Annotated in this window: 15 protein-coding genes; 5 read left to right on the top strand and 10 right to left on the bottom strand. The window is 62.9% G+C overall.

All coding sequences use genetic code 11. The features are described 5' to 3' along the window. Window positions 1-4: 4 nt before the first annotated feature. The 4 genes from VGE08_RS01895 to VGE08_RS01880 all read right to left on the bottom strand — a co-directional run bounded on the left by VGE08_RS01895 (window position 5) and on the right by VGE08_RS01880 (window position 5,058). On the bottom strand, window positions 5-1,825 hold the full coding sequence (locus tag VGE08_RS01895; protein ID WP_331066153.1) for a TonB family protein: 1,821 nt from the start codon (window positions 1,823-1,825) through the stop codon (window positions 5-7). 19 nt (window positions 1,826-1,844) lie between these two features. After that, on the bottom strand, window positions 1,845-2,294 hold the full coding sequence (locus VGE08_RS01890) for a chemotaxis protein CheX (protein ID WP_203165900.1): 450 nt from the start codon (window positions 2,292-2,294) through the stop codon (window positions 1,845-1,847). After that, a complete protein-coding gene (locus tag VGE08_RS01885; protein WP_331066152.1) occupies window positions 2,284-2,703 on the bottom strand; it encodes a response regulator transcription factor in 420 nt (139 codons plus the stop codon). Before VGE08_RS01885 ends, VGE08_RS01890 begins: the two co-directional genes overlap by 11 nt. A gap of 81 nt (window positions 2,704-2,784) precedes the next feature. Beyond that, window positions 2,785-5,058, bottom strand: coding sequence for an ATP-binding protein (locus tag VGE08_RS01880; RefSeq protein WP_331066151.1), 2,274 nt, complete (start codon window positions 5,056-5,058; stop codon window positions 2,785-2,787). A 656-nt stretch (window positions 5,059-5,714) separates the two neighbouring features. Here VGE08_RS01880 and VGE08_RS01875 point away from each other — a divergent pair. Together VGE08_RS01875 and VGE08_RS01870 are read left to right on the top strand one after the other, a co-directional pair. Further along, window positions 5,715-6,197, top strand: coding sequence for a hypothetical protein (locus tag VGE08_RS01875; protein WP_331066150.1), 483 nt, complete (start codon window positions 5,715-5,717; stop codon window positions 6,195-6,197). Between the two features lie 33 nt (window positions 6,198-6,230). Continuing rightward, on the top strand, window positions 6,231-7,187 hold the full coding sequence (locus VGE08_RS01870; protein ID WP_331066149.1) for an endonuclease/exonuclease/phosphatase family protein: 957 nt from the start codon (window positions 6,231-6,233) through the stop codon (window positions 7,185-7,187). Here VGE08_RS01870 and VGE08_RS01865 read toward each other — a convergent pair whose 3' ends face one another. Genes VGE08_RS01865 through VGE08_RS01850 form a run of 4 tightly spaced genes read right to left on the bottom strand, consistent with a single transcriptional unit; the run spans window position 7,188 to window position 10,598 of the window. Further along, window positions 7,188-8,030, bottom strand: a complete 843-nt coding sequence (locus VGE08_RS01865) for an NYN domain-containing protein (protein WP_331066148.1) — start codon at window positions 8,028-8,030, stop codon at window positions 7,188-7,190. After that, window positions 8,030-9,013 (bottom strand): magnesium transporter CorA family protein, encoded by a 984-nt coding sequence (locus VGE08_RS01860; RefSeq protein WP_331066147.1) that lies wholly within the window; start codon window positions 9,011-9,013, stop codon window positions 8,030-8,032. The genes VGE08_RS01865 and VGE08_RS01860 overlap by 1 nt, the downstream gene beginning before the upstream one ends. Before the next feature lie 49 nt (window positions 9,014-9,062). Then, complete coding sequence (locus tag VGE08_RS01855) at window positions 9,063-9,935, bottom strand: thiol:disulfide interchange protein DsbA/DsbL (RefSeq protein WP_331066146.1); 873 nt, start codon at window positions 9,933-9,935, stop codon at window positions 9,063-9,065. A gap of 36 nt (window positions 9,936-9,971) precedes the next feature. After that, entirely contained in the window at window positions 9,972-10,598 is a 627-nt protein-coding gene (locus tag VGE08_RS01850) for a c-type cytochrome (protein WP_331066145.1), read from the bottom strand. A gap of 85 nt (window positions 10,599-10,683) precedes the next feature. Here VGE08_RS01850 and yihA point away from each other — a divergent pair, with 85 nt between their 5' ends. Continuing rightward, a complete protein-coding gene (yihA, locus tag VGE08_RS01845; protein WP_331066144.1) occupies window positions 10,684-11,277 on the top strand; it encodes a ribosome biogenesis GTP-binding protein YihA/YsxC in 594 nt (197 codons plus the stop codon). Window positions 11,278-11,805: 528 nt separating this feature from the next. Here the strand turns inward: yihA and VGE08_RS01840 are convergent. Together VGE08_RS01840 and VGE08_RS01835 are read right to left on the bottom strand one after the other, a co-directional pair. Further along, window positions 11,806-12,327 carry an outer membrane beta-barrel protein gene (locus tag VGE08_RS01840; protein WP_331066143.1) on the bottom strand — a complete coding sequence of 174 codons (522 nt, stop codon included), beginning with the start codon at window positions 12,325-12,327 and terminating at the stop codon, window positions 11,806-11,808. A gap of 175 nt (window positions 12,328-12,502) precedes the next feature. Beyond that, window positions 12,503-13,408 carry a LysR family transcriptional regulator gene (locus VGE08_RS01835; protein WP_331066142.1) on the bottom strand — a complete coding sequence of 302 codons (906 nt, stop codon included), beginning with the start codon at window positions 13,406-13,408 and terminating at the stop codon, window positions 12,503-12,505. 113 nt (window positions 13,409-13,521) lie between these two features. On the opposite strand from VGE08_RS01835, the gene VGE08_RS01830 reads away from it, so the two are divergent. Beyond that, complete coding sequence (locus tag VGE08_RS01830) at window positions 13,522-15,651, top strand: TonB-dependent receptor (protein ID WP_331066141.1); 2,130 nt, start codon at window positions 13,522-13,524, stop codon at window positions 15,649-15,651. A gap of 53 nt (window positions 15,652-15,704) precedes the next feature. Beyond that, window positions 15,705-15,968 (top strand): AMP-binding protein (locus VGE08_RS01825; RefSeq protein ID WP_331066140.1); only part of this gene is annotated, 264 nt, incomplete at its 3' end.

The raw sequence follows: 15,968 nt of genomic DNA, 5'->3' as shown, positions 1-15,968 counted from the left end.
CGCCTCAGTCGTTCAGCACGAACCTGACTTGCAGCATGGCGCGCTGGGCCACCAGCTCGCCATTCCTGCGAATGGGTTCGAAGCGCCACTTGCTCACGGAATCGAGCGCGGCCTTGTCGAAGACTTGCGCGGGTTCGGAGTCGAGAACTTGCAAGTCGCGCGTGCTGCCGTCCGGCGCGATCGTGAATTCGACTTGCACCCAACCTTCGGTGCCAGCTCGCTGCGCTTCTCTCGGATAGACGGGAGGGACCTCGCGAAGTCGCTTCAACGACGCGGCCTGCACGACATTGGTAGCAAAGTCGCGCTCCGCACGAGCCGAGTTCAATTGTTCCTGCAATGTGCGCACGGCCTGCATGCCCGGGATGAGCGTGTTGGCGTGATCGATCAGGGTTGCGGCTTCATCGATGTCGTTGGCGGCCAGCGCGGTGCGCGAACGGTCCAACAATATGAAGGCAAGACGCTGCTGTTCGCTGCGAACCAGCTCCGCATCGGGATAGCGTTGATGCAGGGCCATGACGCTATCGAAGGCGTTGTTGCCGGCGGGAGAGATCAAGGCACCGCGCTCACGAAGTCTCGCGACGGCAGCAATTTCCTCTTCGAGCGACGGACCTTGCTGGATGGGCGCCTCGGCGACTTGCTCCTCCAGCGGCGCACCAGACGCGGCTTCCTGGTCGGCCAGCTCGCGCGCGATGGCTTCAGCGAGCTCGCGTTCGGCTGCATCGGCGTCGATGGGCGCATCACTCGATTCGGATGACGGACTATCCTGCGCGGCCGCCAGGCTCGAATCGCCGATGTTACTCTCAGCGGACGGAACGTTCGCAGCAAGAGAGTCGCTCGCAACTGATTGAGTCTCAGCTTCGACACGCGGGCCAGTGTTGTTCGCAACTGCGGGGCGTTGCGTTCGGGACAGCGCCAGCAACTGCGCACGCAGAGCATCCAAGCGCGGATGATCCGGGGCGGCGCGTTGCAAAGCTGTCCACGCGGTAACGACGCGAGGCGCGCTGCGTTCTTCCAACGCTTTCACGACACGTTGCTCCAACGTATCGATGACCTTGCGTATGCCAGCCTTCGCCTCGGCATGATCCGCCTGTAGTGTCAGCACCCCTTTGTAATATTCCAGCGCGTTGTCGCCGCGAGGATCGATCAATCGGCCGCTGAGATAAGCGATCTGCGCGCTGCCGAGCTTCGCCTTGATCACATCCTCGACCGGTGCGTCGCCTACGTGAGTGGTTTGCAGTGTGGCCGGCAAACCTTGCTCTTGCGACTGCCACAGCGTGAATGCGACGACTGCTGCAAAGATGCCAGCCGCGGCGCCCGCAACCTTGCCGAGGTAAGGCCGCTTGCGCGTCATCGTTCGCACGGCGTGCAGCGCAACCGGTTGGATATCGCGCAGCTCGTTGTGACGACGCGTGGCCGCGTTCAGGAACTGAAAGGCTCGCCCGGGCGAGATGGGCTTGTGCAGGAAACGATAGATGCGCCCGGTGCTGAGCAATGAAGCTACGGCGCCTTCCTCTTCGCGCCGGCCCGTCGCCATGAAGATCAGCTCGGGAAACTGTGCTTGCAGGCGTTCGATGAGCGCGCTCACGTCGCCACCCAAGGTGCCGAGATCGGCAATCAGGACGTCGCAGCGACCGCCGACCAGATGATCGACGGCCGCATTGGCGGAAGGAGCTTCCCAGAGGGCGTGCTCGGACCCCGCGGCGGAGCGCAGGGTCTCGAGCAGGTTGGCATCGGCGCTCAGTACGACGACATCAAGGACCTGACCCGGTCGCGCCGCGGTGGTGCGAACCGTGGAAAGGAAGTCTTCGGGCCGTGTACTGGGCACGTCATTACTCGATCGCCGCTCATTCCAGACACACGACCAGTTGCGCCGAATGACTGCGCCAGTTGATCGGAATGACGAAGGAGCGGATGTTGTCCGGGGTGACGACCTTCTCGGGCTCGCCGGCGACCACCGTCGGCACCGAGATCATGAAGTCCTTGCCGAAATCCCGGCGCGCGTTGCCGGAGATCGTATTGGCGACTTCGCCCACCAGGTCACACATGTTTTCCTGGGTCAATTCCGTTTCACCCATGCGCATCAGCATGACCGTGAGCATGGGCCGCGAAGCAGTGAAGTAGACGATGCCACGGCGTTTGCCGGCGATGGAGATCAGGCCGGTGAACTCCTGGATGGTCGGCTTGCCCTCCTGCACGATGTAGGGCGAACCCACCGATGCAGGCTGGTTGGCCGCGGTGGCGAAGTAGTGCGTCGTTCCCTCGACGAAGGTTTCCAACTCGACTTTAGTCATCATTGCCGGCGCCCCTCAGCAGCTCTTCGAGCGCTTCTGTCAGCTGGCGATCCGTGAACGGTTTGCACAGAAAGCCATTGGCGCCCTTCTTCAAAGCTTCGATGGCGGTGGCCTTGTCGCTGAGCGCCGAAATCACCAGGATGAGAACGTCCGGCTTGATCTTCACCAGGTTCTCCACGCATTCGATGCCGTCCATCTCGGGCATCGTGATGTCCATGGTGACGACGTCGGCCGGCTCCTTGCGGAAGGCCTCGACGGCCTGTTTGCCGTTCGCCGCAGTGGCGATCACTTGCAGACGTTCGATCTGCAATTCCCGCTCGATCTTGCGGCGAATTATGTTCGAATCGTCACAAATCATGAGCTTGAGCTTGCCGTTCGTCAACGGTGGAGCCTTTGCGCTGGCGCTCGCCATTACAGTCCCTCTTTAGTCTTCAGAATTCCACATGAAGCGTTGCATCGATCCGTCACTTCAAGTCCGTTCGCACGGCTCGCATCAGGCCGCCACGGCCCGTTCCGAGACAGGCAGCCAGATCTTGAATTTGGAGAATTTGCCGCCGGCCGAGGCCAGCCCGACGCGACCGCCGAGCTCGGCGACCAGGATGCGCACCAGGTCCATGCCGGCGCCGCGGCCGGCGTCGGTGGTGACGCGGTCGGCGGTGGAGAAGCCGGGACGGAAAATCAGTGCCATGGTCTGGCGCGGGTCGAGCATCGCGGCTTGTGCCGGTGTGATCAGGCCGCGTTCCACGGCCACTTCTTTAATCCGGTCCAACTGCAGGCCGCGGCCATCGTCCTGCACGATGAGCTCGTAGCCGTCGGTGCCGCGCTGCGTGAATTCCACCGCCAGGGAGCCGGTCTCGGCCTTGTTCACCTTGGCGCGCTCGCTGGGCTGCTCGATGCCGTGGACCACGGCGTTGCGGACCAATTGAATGGTGATGTCTTTGACGGCCCGGCGATACGCCTCGGGGACCGCATCCAGGCCGGCGCAACGCAGAGTGACCTGCTTGGACTGGCTGCTCGCCACGCGAGCGGCGAGATCCTCGAGCGTGCGCTCCAGGCCGCCGACTGCACCGGTGGCTTCGGCAACATCGACCGGCGCGGTGAGCGCCTTGGTGACCTGCGTCTGATCCTGCCCGGCCAGCCATTGATCGACCTTCTCGGCGCCCACTTCGGTGCCAGCGGCGCGGCGGCTCGCGATGGCGTGATGCAGATCGACCAGTCGGCTCAGCATCTCGCGCACCTGCGCGAGGTGGTTGAATAGATCGTCCAGCTTCACGACCAGCGGCAGGAAGTCGCTGCCGGACAGCGACGGGCGGCCCTTCAGGTCGTTGAGCGATTCTTCGAAGGCGTGCGCGCGCTGCTCGACGGTCTTGAGGCCAAGCGCCGCCGCTTCGCCCTTGACCGCGTGCACCTGGCGGTAGATGCCGTCGATCTTGGCGCGGAACGCCGATTCTTCGCGGGCCGGCTCCTTGAGGATGGAGTTCACCATCTTCAACGACACGTCGGCGTCGGTGAGGAAGCTGGTCAGGCTGTCCGGCTCCACGTGCAGGATGCGCAGCAGCAGGTCGAGCTGCGCCTGCGCCTTTTCCTGCGATTCCTGCAACTCGCGCGACAGCATCACGCGCTTGGTCACGTCGTTCACCGTCACCAGCAGGTGCGACAGCGAGCCTTCGGACTTCACGCGGTTGAAATCGAATTCCAGGAAGTGGGTGTCGAAGCCACCGGCCGGATTGTCGAAGTGCACTTCGACTTCGTTCAGCGGGTTGATGGTCTTGACCAGCTTCTCGTTGACGCGCTCGCCCCACAGCAGCGCGACGTAGTCCATCGCGGTCTTCAGGGTCTTTTCCGGGACGATGTCCTTGAGCAGCTTGTCAAAGGTCAGGTCCAGGAAGTCCTCGCGGCGGAAGATGTTGTTCAGCGCCAGCGAGCGCTCGCTGCCGAGCTTCAGGTCCTTGTCCAGCAGAAACAGGCCTTCGTTCACGGTGCGCAGAATGTCCTGGGTTTCCTTGCGCTGCCGGTTGGACGCGGCTTCTTCCTTGCGCAGGTTACGGGCGAAGAACAGGAAGATCGCGCCCAGCAACAGCAGGGCCGCGCCCATGCCGCCAACCTGAATGGTTCGCAGCGTGCCGGTCTCGGTGCGGCTATGAGCTTCGACCCGGGTCGAGAGGTCCTTGAACACCTTGGAGAGCTGGCCGTGGGCCGTGTTGCCGTATTCGGTGAGGTCTTTCAGCGCGGCCTGCAGGCGGCGGCCGCGCGGGCTGAGCTGAACGGTCGACGCCGCCGGCGCAGCGGCCGGGGCCGCGGCCGGTGCGGGTTGAGCGCTAACATACGGCGAGCCGGAGAAACGCAGGATGGGGTCGAGCTTGGCCTTGTAGCCGTCCCACAGCTTGCTGCCGGCCTTCAATTGCTCGACCGCTTCCGGCGTGAGCAGGGAGGGCAGCACCAGGATCTCGCCGGCGGTGTCCGTGATCATGCCGCCGGTGATCAGGCCGCTCAGGGCATTGTCGAAAGAAGAGGCCGATTTGCGCAGACTTTCCAGCGCTTCTTCGATCTTCTCGCCGTTCTCCAGACGTTGCGCCAAAAGCACACTGGCGTCATAGACCGCGTGCGGCTGCTGCGCCTGGCTCTCGAGGAAGCGCACGCCCGCGACGTTGTCCGAGAACTGGCCGGCCTTGCCGTGGTTGACGGCCAGGATGACCGCGATGAACACCAGAAATCCGGTGATCGCGAATACGATTCCCTTGTATCGACCCAGATCTAGAATTCCCATGTATCTTCCCCTTGGCCGCGCCCTAAGAGCCGCGCGGACTTACCCTCAAGCCGGAGTGCGCGAAAAGCCAGCCTCCCGCCGCCGTGGCCCCGGAGCCTGAGCCCGAGCCTGCGACGACGTGTCTTCCCAGACTGCGGCTTTCCGCTCCCTGATGAACGAGTAGCTAATCTGACAATAAGCACTTTGACTGTCGCTCGACTCAGTTCCCGTTTTTAAATTACGAAAACTTGCTCCAGTTCAAAGTTTCGCGCAGTGGCTGCGCGAAACGCCGTAGTCCAACTTTCCGGAAAAGCTCAATCCCACAGCCGGAAGCGCCTTACAGAGGCGTGCCGGCGGCGTCCGCATGGTGAGTTGCCGCGGTAATTTTCCGCTCTGATTTGCCGTTTCCGGGGGCTCTTCCGGAATGTGACATCGCTGCAACATGGCGCTGCCGGTACTTTGCCGAAGGCGCTGCAGCAGACAGTTTTGCCTGCAACCACCGGCTCGAGTCAATGGCGCGTTTCTGCGACAAGCAGGCGTTTTCGGCGCCGTTGCCAGCAGTTACGCGCCGGCCGGGGTAATTTGTCACGCTCGACAAGGCCGCCAACCCCGCTCATGATGCGCTCCTCGCCGGAGGCTTGGCGCCTCGGCCGTCGTTCGTCACGAAAGCCTGGGTCATGAGCAAAATAGAATTCAAATCGCATGTCCCCGTTGCGCAGAAGCCGGCGCTGGAAGCGCTGTTGTTCTTCAACTCGTGCCAGGAGCGGGTCAGCGCCTGTATCGCCGATGCCATCGAGAAGTTCGGCACGCCGGAGATCGTGGCGGATCGCGATCGTCTGCGCATTCACATGAAGGAGCTGCCGGAGGTGCAGTCGCTGTTCGCGATCGACACCGTGACCGGCCGGCCGGTTGGCGTGGCGTTGTACGCTCGCCAGGACGTCGAGCATGTAACGGTAGTGCACGTCGGCATCACGGCGGAGTTCGCCAGCGGAGGCTGGCGCGCCAACGAGCAATTGTTGTTGAAGCTGTTGCGTGAGGTCCGGCGCTCGACTCGCCGTGTCAAAGGCATTCGCAGCATGGATCTGTACTACGCCTCGGGCCGCACCTCCACGCCGCGCTGGCGCGCCCAGACCAAGACGATGACCAAAGCGTTGATGTAGCACGCTGGCCGGCTGACTCTGATTTGTTCGAATTTGTTTCTACGAGCCCTCCTTCGAAGCATCCGTAAGCTCGCGATCGCCGGCACGGTTGCCCTGTGGCTGGCCCTGCTGGGTGGATTGCTGGGTCGCCTCGCCTGGCCGTTCGATCTGCTCGCGCACTTTCGCGTGCAATACGCTGCATTGTTTATTTTGCTGGCGTGCGTGTTGCTGGCGTGCCGTCGTTATTGGGTTGCGGCTGCTGCGGCGCTCGGCTGTCTGGTCAGCGCCGTGCCGCTCATGCCTTACATTCTGAGCGAACCAGTCAGCGCGGCGAATGCCACGACGCGAGAAGAAACATTCCGGCTGATGTCGCTCAATGTCTGGTTTCGCAACCCGGACCTGACGGATACCGCGCAGTACCTCGAGCAGTCGCAAGCGGATGCCGTGGTGTTGCTCGAGCTCACACCGCCGCAGGCGAACAAGCTCGTACCCTTGCTGCCGAGCTACCCCTACTATCACATCGAGCCCAGCCGGATGGGTGCGGCGGTGTTTACCAAGTGGCCGGTGCTGTCGGCCGAGTCGGTGCCGCTGGCGGCCGATGGAGCAGTCGCCGCGCGCCTCACGCTGGACTGGCGTGGCACGCCGGTGACTGTGCTCGGTGTGCATTTGAACTGGCCACTCGGGCCGCGCAACGCCAGGTTCAGGAACGAGGAGCTGGCGGCCGTCGTGAGCTTCAGCAAAGCCCAGCGTGGGCCGCTGCTGGTGGCGGGAGATTTCAATCTCACGCCCTGGTCGGAATATTTCAGCGATGCGTTGCAGGAGTCGGGGTTGCACGACGCGGCACGCGGATTCGGGCTGACGCGCAGCTGGCCGGCACAGTTCGCGCCGGTGGGCATCCGCATCGATCATTGTTTGCTGTCGCCGCATTGGCGCAGCGTTGCAAGCCATATCGGCCCTTTCCTGGGCTCGGATCATCTGCCAGTGGTGGCAGATGTAGTGCTACGAAAGTAGTTACTCCGCGCGCGGCTTGCGATGAATGATGTAGCCGCCCGACTTCTGATCCGGCTCGAGCGTCAGCAGATTGCGAGCCTGGGCTTCTTCGAGCAGATCGCTGAAGGTGCGGAAGCCGAAGTAACTTTCGTTGAAGCCGGGATTGCGGCGCTTCAGGGTCTGCTTGACCATGGAGCCCCAGATCTTCTCGTCCTCGCGTTCCTCGGCCAGCGCGTCGATGGTGTCCACCACCAGATCGAAAGCCTGTTGCTTGCGATCTTCCTCGGTCGTTTCCGGCTTCGCTGCCTTTGGCGCATCCGCGGCACCGGTGTGCGCCGGCTTGGCGGCCGCAGGCTGCTTGCGGCGCGCGCGCTGGTGACGTTTCTTTTCTTCCTGGCGCACCAGGTCGTCGTAGTAGATGAACTCGTCGCAGTTGGCGATCAGCAGGTCGGACGTGGAGCTCTTCACGCCAACGCCGATGACCGTCTTGTTGTTCTCGCGCAGTTTGCTGACCAGCGGCGAGAAATCCGAGTCGCCGCTGATGATCACGAACGTATCGACGTGCGCCTTGGTGTAACAGAGATCCAGTGCGTCCACCACGAGGCGAATGTCGGCAGAATTCTTGCCGGAGATCTTCACGTGCGGGATCTCGATCAGCTCGAACGACGCCTCGTGCATCGGCTTCTTGAATTCCTTGTAGCGATCCCAGTCGCAGTAGGCCTTCTTGACCACGATGCTGCCCTTGAGCAGCAGGCGCTCCAGCACGCGATCGATGTCGAACTTGGCGTACTGCGCATCGCGCACGCCGAGCGCGATGTTCTCGAAATCGCAGAACAGCGCCATACTGGTGATGGCGTGGGCCATTACAACCACCCCTTGCGTTTGAACAGTGCGTAAGTGATGCCCATCGAGCCGATCATCAAGCCGATGGAGAACAGGAAATTGCTGTGCTGACCGGGCAGCTGCGGCAGCAGGTGGAAGTTCATGCCGTAGATGCTGGCGATCAAGGTGGGCGGCAGGAACAGCACCGCCGCCACCGAAAAGATCTTGATGATGTTGTTCTGCTCCACGTTGATCAAGCCGAGCGTGGCTTCGAGCAGGAACGAGACTTTCGATCCCAGGAACGACGCGTGATCGGACAGTGACAGCACGTCGCGGCTGATGGATTGAAACCGCTCGCGCTGTTCGCCCGAGATGCCGGGCAGCGATTGCTGCGCGAACATCAGCAGGCGGCCCAAGCTCACCAGGCTCTCACGGCCCTTGCTGTTGAGCTCGCCATTGAAGCCGATGCGTTCGATCATGGCGCGCAGGTCGCGGCTGGTGGGCGTGCCGCTGCCGTTGCGCGCAAAGATGTTGCTGGAAATGTTGTCCAGATCGGCGCCGACCCGCTCGAGCACGTCGGCGATGCGCTCCACGAACGCTTCCATCAAGCCGGCCAGGACAGCCACCGGAGTCTGACACGCTCCCGCGTGCTTGCTGGCGTAGGAGATGAACTGCTGGAACGGCTTGGTATCGAGATAGCGATTGGTCACCAGCCGATTGCTGGTGAGGATGAAAGTCACCGCGGTACTGACCGGCCGGTCCGTGTCCAGCTGCGCGGCCACCGTCATCGTCATGTACAGGGTGCCGTTGTCTTCGTACAGCCGGTTGGAGGTTTCGATCTCCTTCATTTCCTCGCGCGTCGGCACGTCGACGCCGAACGAGGCTTCGACCAGTTTTTCTTCCTCGACCGTGGGCACGAGCAGGTCGACCCAGATGGCCTGCGAGGGAATCGGCGGGCCGTCATCGCCCGAACCGACGGGGACCTTGCTCAGGCCCTGCGCGGTCGGGACGAAGATGTTCAGCATGTGGGAGGGTCGGCGCTACAGCGAGGAGGACCTGGTGGCGCCTTGGGCTTCAGCCGCCGTGCTCGTGAGCCGCCAATTCGTCCATCAACGCGAACAGCTGGCTTTCGCCGCCCGCGGTGCCCACGTCGGTGCTGTACTTGCCATTGACGACTACCGTCGGCACCGACTGGATGCGATAGCGCTTGTTGAGGAAGTCGGCGCGCTGCAGCTTGGACTCGACCGCGAACGACGAGAACGCCTTGGTGAATTCTTCCTTGCTGACGCCGTGCTGCTGAAAGAACGCGGCGATCTTGTCGACGCTGTTCAGCTGGTTGCCGTTCACGTGCAGCTCACGAAAGATCAGCGTGTGCAGCTGATCGAGCTTGCCGAGCAACTCGGCAGTGTAGAAGAGGCGCGCGTGCATGCGCGTGGCTTCGTTCCACATGGCGGGCACGCGCACGAATTCCACATACGCGGGCTTGCCCTTGGAACGCCACGACTCGACCGCCGGATCGAGCGTGAAGCAGTGGCCGCAGCCATACCAGAACACTTCGACCACTTCGACCTTGCCCGGCGCCACGTTGGTCGGCTGCGCCGGCACGATCTTCTGGTAGTTGGCGCCTTCCTTGAACCGCGCTGATGTCGGAGGACCGCCCGCGGGGCCATTGAGCTTGAGCGAAGGCTGGGTCGTCGGCGCGGTCCGCTGCTCGTTCGCCGCCGGCGGCTCGTCATCCACTTCGCTGACGGTTTCGGCGGGCGCGGCGGTCGCAGCCTGGTCGGCGGCGGCCTGATCCGTCGATGCGCTGCCATCACCTTCTGTCGCGGCCGGTGCCGCCGGTTGCTCGGCGGCTGGCGCGGCCGGAGGAGTCGACGGAGCCGATTCCTGCTTGCCGCAGGCCGCCAGCAGAACCAAGGTCGATAGCAGGGCAGCGAGTTTGTTCATGCGTCGTTCCGGGCGACAACTACGAAGGGGATTCGATCAGCGCAGGCCTTGGATGTACGAAGCCACCGCATCGATTTGTTCGTCGCTCAGCGCGGCGGCGACATTCCGCATCATTTGATTCTGATCCGTCTGCCGTGTTCCCGAGCGATACGCCTTCAGCTGCGCGATCGTGTAGGTGGCATGCTGGCCGCGAATCTGTGCATAGCTGGCCGCCGGGTTACCGCCGCCGCTCGGGCCGTGGCACGCGGCGCAGGCCGCAATGCCCTTGGACGCGTCGCCGGCACGGAACAGCTTCTCGCCCAACGCCACTTTCGACGGCTCGGCTTCCAGCGTGCCGGTGGACTTCTGGGCGGCGTAATAGGCGCCGAGATCGGCCATATCCTGCTCGGAGAGCGGCTTGGCCATGGGCGTCATCAGCGGGTTCTGGCGCTCGTCATTCTTGAACGCCTGCAGCTGTCGCCGGATGTAGCTCTCGTGCTGGCCGGCGAGATTCGGCCACTCCGGGTTGACACTATTACCATTGGCACCATGACAGGCGACGCAAGGGGTGGCTTTCGCCTGGCCCTGTTCGGCCGAGCCCACTACAGGCTGTTCGGCCGCGAAGGCAACGCCCGCCTGCAGGCCGCACAGAGCGGTGAGCAGGACCATCGACTGTAACTTCATTATTCGCAACTCCGGTAGCGGCGGCTGGCCAAAAGGCGCGGAATTGTACACTAGCGATACCGCCTGCCTGCAGCCTCCAAGCACCATGCCCCAGTTTCCGCCCGTCGAATTTCTCACCAGCTCCTGGCAGCCGCGCCAATTTCCCCCCGACCAGGGTGCGGAGGTGGCTTTCGCCGGCCGTTCCAATGCCGGCAAATCGAGCGCGCTCAACGCCATTACCGGGCGGAAGGACCTCGCCCGCACCAGCAAGACGCCCGGGCGCACCCAGCTGATCAACTTCTTTGCGCTGAACGAGCAGCAGCGCCTGGCCGACCTGCCGGGCTACGGCTACGCCAAAGTCCCGGAAAAAATGCGCGATCACTGGCGCCAGCTGATGGAGCGCTATGTCGAGACCCGCGCCTCCCTGGCGGGTGTGGTCATCGTGATGGACTCTCGCCACCCGCTGACCGACTTCGACTGGCAGATGCTGGAATGGACCGGCGCGCAGCACCTGCCCGTGCACCTGCTGCTGACCAAGGCCGACAAACTCGGCCGCGGCGAATCCATGGCCACCCTGAAGAAAGTGCGCACTGCCGTCGGCGACGGCGCCACCGCGCAGCTTTTCTCCGCGGTGAACAAGACCGGCGTCGATGAAGCCAGGAAGGAGGTTTTACGGATGCTGGCCGGAAAGCCTGCGTGAACGTCAGAACCGGCGGCCTGAGCTCATCTCGAGCAGCCGTCCCTGGAGCCTCGGCCAGCCGGCACGACCGTGTCCCGGCGTTCGCGCGGTTCGAGGTGACGTCAAGTCACCTCGAACAGGCATCCGCGCTCACCCCGATCAGCGCTTACAAAAAAAGAACCCCGGCGACTTCTGGAGCCACCGGGGCAGTGTTACCCGGCATGGGGATGGACCGGGTTACCGTCCACTCAGGGAGGTCAGCGGACGGGAGCGTCCTGGCCGACGCTCAGGAATTATGACGCCCTTCGGGGCTGAAAGTTCCACGACTTTTTTACCCTGATCGCGTGAAAAATTCTTTATTTTTTCAGGCGTTTAACTGTCACAAAGATGCAACGCGCGAAGCCCTTCCGGAAGCCGCGCGCTGGGCCGGTTTGGTGGCTTTTGTGGCACATGCGCAACAGATTGGCCTGACCACTTTCCGCTAAATTCCGGCAAAAAGAGCCTCAAAATTTATAGATGAACCCCAGCGACAGCATGCTGATCCGGTCTTCACAGGAACGTGTAAGTCACGCCGAGGGACAACATGTTGGCGTCCTTGACGTCATCGATGTCGAACTTCTCGTACTCGGCGCGCACGGCGAGACTGAGGAAGCGGAACTGCACGCCGACGCCGTACGCCAGATCCGTGCCGTCTTCCCGAAAGATGTCGTTCCCGCCATCCAGCTCGACGCTGGTATCGAAGCTGATCAGCCCCGCCTTGGCGAACACGTCCACCGGGCCCACTGGCAGGAAGAACACGCCAAACGCGCTGATGCCATCGGTCTCCGCCGCCAGGATGCCCTGCTCGGCTTCGCCGAAATTCACATAGCTCGCTTCCACGGCAAACCAGTCCAGCGGCCGGAGGCCGACGATGAACTTGAATCCCGTGTCATCACTATCCACTTGCGCGAGACCCTGGTCGATGTCGACATTGGCATCGCCCAGGCTGGCACCGAGATAGAGGCCGTTGTCGGCGGCCATGCTCGCCGTGCTCGCCAACAACAAAGCGGTGACCAGAGTTGCTTTTCGCATGAAAACATCCTTTGTGAAGTGATCAATGACTGATGAATGAACGATTGACAGAGGAAAGGGGTTGCATCAGACCCTTGGCAGGATGCACCAATAACCTGAATCTCCGATGAAACGTTAGCTGCGTGGATTGCGAAATGACCGTGCGCGCCGCGCACTCTGAACGTCAGCGAGCTGGCTAGCCCATGGTCGCGATTTCCTTGCGAATCTCCGTGAGCAGCGCATCGGCTGCGGGCGCCAGGTTGTGAAGTGCGACGGTAGCGATCACGAGTGATATCGGGAACTCGAACTCCGGCAGAGCCACGCGCGAGAACACTCCCTGTTCCAATTCGCTCTTGATCGAGCGCGGCGCAGCGGCGGCGAGCGCGTCGCTATTGCGGACGACCTGACGGATGATGCCGAAGTCGGTCGTCAGCAAATACGCGGGCAGCCTGACCTGAGCGCCGCTCGGATCGCGAATGATCCTCTCGACCCGCTTCCTGAGCCAGAGCGAAGCCTTCGGCACGACCAGGGGAAAACGGAAACACTCGCGCGGTGTCACGCGCTGGCTCTGCATGAGGCTATGGCCCGAGCGGCCAAAAATGATGAATGGCGGCAGCTCGTAATCCTCGGTAACGATGTGCGTGTCCATCGCGTCGTAAGGGAAGCCGATATACACATCCACTTCTCGTGCGAGCAGTCGCGCCTGAAGCGCTTCCCACCCGCCCAACTCCAGCGTGAATTCCAGATGAGGGTAATCGCGCAATAACCGGATGAGCGCTGGCGCCACTATCGGCTCCGCGAAGTACGGATCGCAACCGATGATGAGCCGGCCAGCCGCGAGCTTCTGCATCAGGCGGATCTGCCGGCGCATGTGCGTGACCTTTGAAATCGTCGCGCGCGCCGTCTCGACCACCACCTCGCCGTACGCGGTGGGTGTCACATCTCCGGGGCGCCGCTCGAAGAGCAGCACGCCGTAGGCCTCCTCGATCTTCTGGATGCTCTGCGTCAGTGCCGCCTGCGTGATGCCGATAGCCTCGGCCGCGCGGCCGAAATGCTTGTGCTCCGCCAGGGCGGCGATGTGCCTGAATTGACGAATGTCCACGATAAGTCGCGCTTATCAAATTGCCCGGGAGAATCAATTAGACGAACGAGCATAAGCGAAGTTAAATCCTTGCGCAGCAGCTTCAGCACAAAGTGCTCAGCAGGGGGAAGATCATGTACAGAATGGCAAGTGCAATCGCGATCCTTGCGGCGACCACCATGGCGGGCGCCGACGCGGTCGCCCAGACAGGTGAGATCCTCCTCGAGGAGGTCGTGGTCAGCGGTCGCAAGATGGGCAAGCTGGAAGCGGCGCAGGACGTGCCGCTGGCGGTGACTGCGTTCGGTGCGGCACAGCTCGACGCTGCGTTCGTTCGCAATGTCGAGAACCTGTCGTTTGCTGCGCCCAACGTCAGTCTGGACAGCGTCGGAGTCACGCCGGGCGTCCAGAACTTCGCCATCCGCGGCCTCGGCCTGAACAGCTCCATTCCCTCGATCGATCCGACGGTGGGACTGTTCGTCGACGAGATCTATCTCGGCGTGACCTTCGGCGTCGTGCTCGACATGTTCGATCTGGAAGCGGTCGAGATCCTGCGCGGCCCGCAGGGTCTGCTGTTCGGCAGGAACGTGACCGGCGGCGCGGTACTGGTCCGCACCAAGCGGCCCAGTGGCGAGTACGGCGCGAACTTCAAGCTCGCTGCCGAGAGCGGGCCCGAGCTCGTGCTCGCCGGCAGCATCGAAGGTCCGCTGTCGCCTCGCGTGGCAGCGAAGCTGACTGCCTATGGCAAGGACGACAGCGGGTACTTCGACAATGTGACCACCGGCAGTGACGATTACGGCGCAGAGCGGACGTGGTTCGTGCGCCCCTCGTTCCTGTTTACTCCGACCGACACCACCGAGATCGTACTGCGCTTCGAACATGGCAAGACGACAGGCGATGGCGGCGTCGTGCAGAACATGAACAGCTACACCGGTTTCGATACGGGGCCGGGCTCGGAGGGTTCGATCGACATCGCCTGGGATCAAGCGGTCGTGGAAGCGAACTGGGATGTGGGCAACGGCAGGATCACCGGCGTCTTCGGCTGGCGGGACCTGGAGCATCTGGGCGAGACCGATATCGACGGCCTGTCCCCTGTGCTGTTCCACGGCGGCATCAAGACGCTGCAGGACCAGTTCAGCGGCGAGCTGCGCTACACGGGCACGGTGTCGCCGGCCGTCGTTGCGACCGCCGGCGTGTATTACTTCACGCAGGACATTCTCTATCGCGAGCAGCGCATCCTGGCGAACGGAGCGCTGCGCTCCGCGCTGGGCGGCGACCAGGATCACTGGAGCTGGGCGGCCTTCTCCGCGGCCGATGTTTCTTTGACCGACGCCTTCACGCTGAACCTGGGACTGCGTTACACCAAGGAGAGCAAGTCCGCGAAGATCGCCACGTTCAACGCGCTGAATTCGCCTTGCGATTTCGCGACCAACGTGTGCGCATTCGACTTCCGCGATGAGCACGACTGGACGAGCTGGATTCCGAAGCTCGGTTTCCAATGGCGGCTCGATCCGCAAGTGCAGGTGTATTCGTTCTGGACCAAGGGCGTGCGCAGCGGCGGCTACAATTTCCGCAACGTCAATCCGCTGGTGGCCGCCGGACCGACCGCCGAGGAAGAGCAGGATGCGTACGAGCTCGGCATCAAGTCCGACTGGGCGCAGGGCCGGCTGCGGCTGAATCTCGCGGCGTTCCACAACGAGATCGCCGATCTGCAGCGCGAGGTCGTGACCGTCGATCCGATCGCCGGCGTTGCGCAAGTGATCCGCAATTCCGCCGACGCCCGCCTGCGCGGCCTGGAGATCGAGGCGCACGCCGCCGCGACCGACAGGCTCACCGTCACGGCGTCGGCCGGCTATACCGATGCGGAGTACACCAAGATTCACATGGACCTGAACGGCGACCTGGTGATCGACGCGGCCGACAAGTCGCTGCGACTGCCGCGCGTGTCCCCATGGACTTACAACGCGGGAGTTACCTACGACCTTCCGCTGGGCGCGCTGGGAGATACGTCCTGGCGCGTGCAATACGCTCACCGCGACGAGGCCGCCTTCACCGACAACAACTCGGCCTTCCTCTCGAAGGTCGACCTGGTCGATGCCAGCATCACGTACCGGCGTCCGGCCGGCGATCTGTCGTTCTCCGTGTACGGGCGCAACCTGACCGATGAGGACTACGCCGGCGCCGTCACGCCGTTGCCTTTCGGCGTCATACGTTATCTCAACAAAGGCCGGCGTTATGGGCTGGAGCTCAACGTCTCGTTCCGGTGAGCCGATGCGAGATCAACACGAGGAGCGGTGCCAGCAGAGTGCGAGATAAAGCAATGTGCAACTCCAATGCATTCGAGCCGACGCTGTGCGACATCTTCGAGCTGCACGGCAAGTGGCGCGCCGAGCGCAGCGCGATCATCTTCCAGCAGCAACGCCTCACCTGGGGGCAACTGTCGGCGCGGATCAACCAGGTGGCGAATGGTCTGCACGGCTTCGGGGTGGGCAGCGGCCACAAGGTCGCCGCCCTCATCGACAATCGTTTCGAAACGGCGGAGGCGGTGCTCGGTGTCATGCGCAGCGGCGCCGCCATCGCGCCG

The organism is Steroidobacter sp. (genome assembly GCF_036406195.1).
Lineage (GTDB): Bacteria > Pseudomonadota > Gammaproteobacteria > Steroidobacterales > Steroidobacteraceae > Steroidobacter.
Note: the sequence above shows the minus strand (reverse complement) of the source record. Positions and strands in the feature narration are given on the sequence as shown.

Coding starts and splice junctions, on each gene's coding strand:
- VGE08_RS01890 (WP_203165900.1), bottom strand. CDS start 2,294: ATGATGACTAAAGTCGAGTTGGAAACCTTCGTCGAGGGAACGACGCAC.
- VGE08_RS01885 (WP_331066152.1), bottom strand. CDS start 2,703: ATGGCGAGCGCCAGCGCAAAGGCTCCACCGTTGACGAACGGCAAGCTC.
- VGE08_RS01880 (WP_331066151.1), bottom strand. CDS start 5,058: ATGGGAATTCTAGATCTGGGTCGATACAAGGGAATCGTATTCGCGATC.
- VGE08_RS01875 (WP_331066150.1), top strand. CDS start 5,715: ATGAGCAAAATAGAATTCAAATCGCATGTCCCCGTTGCGCAGAAGCCG.
- VGE08_RS01865 (WP_331066148.1), bottom strand. CDS start 8,030: ATGGCCCACGCCATCACCAGTATGGCGCTGTTCTGCGATTTCGAGAAC.
- VGE08_RS01860 (WP_331066147.1), bottom strand. CDS start 9,013: ATGCTGAACATCTTCGTCCCGACCGCGCAGGGCCTGAGCAAGGTCCCC.
- VGE08_RS01855 (WP_331066146.1), bottom strand. CDS start 9,935: ATGAACAAACTCGCTGCCCTGCTATCGACCTTGGTTCTGCTGGCGGCC.
- VGE08_RS01850 (WP_331066145.1), bottom strand. CDS start 10,598: ATGAAGTTACAGTCGATGGTCCTGCTCACCGCTCTGTGCGGCCTGCAG.
- yihA (WP_331066144.1), top strand. CDS start 10,684: ATGCCCCAGTTTCCGCCCGTCGAATTTCTCACCAGCTCCTGGCAGCCG.
- VGE08_RS01840 (WP_331066143.1), bottom strand. CDS start 12,327: ATGCGAAAAGCAACTCTGGTCACCGCTTTGTTGTTGGCGAGCACGGCG.
- VGE08_RS01830 (WP_331066141.1), top strand. CDS start 13,522: ATGTACAGAATGGCAAGTGCAATCGCGATCCTTGCGGCGACCACCATG.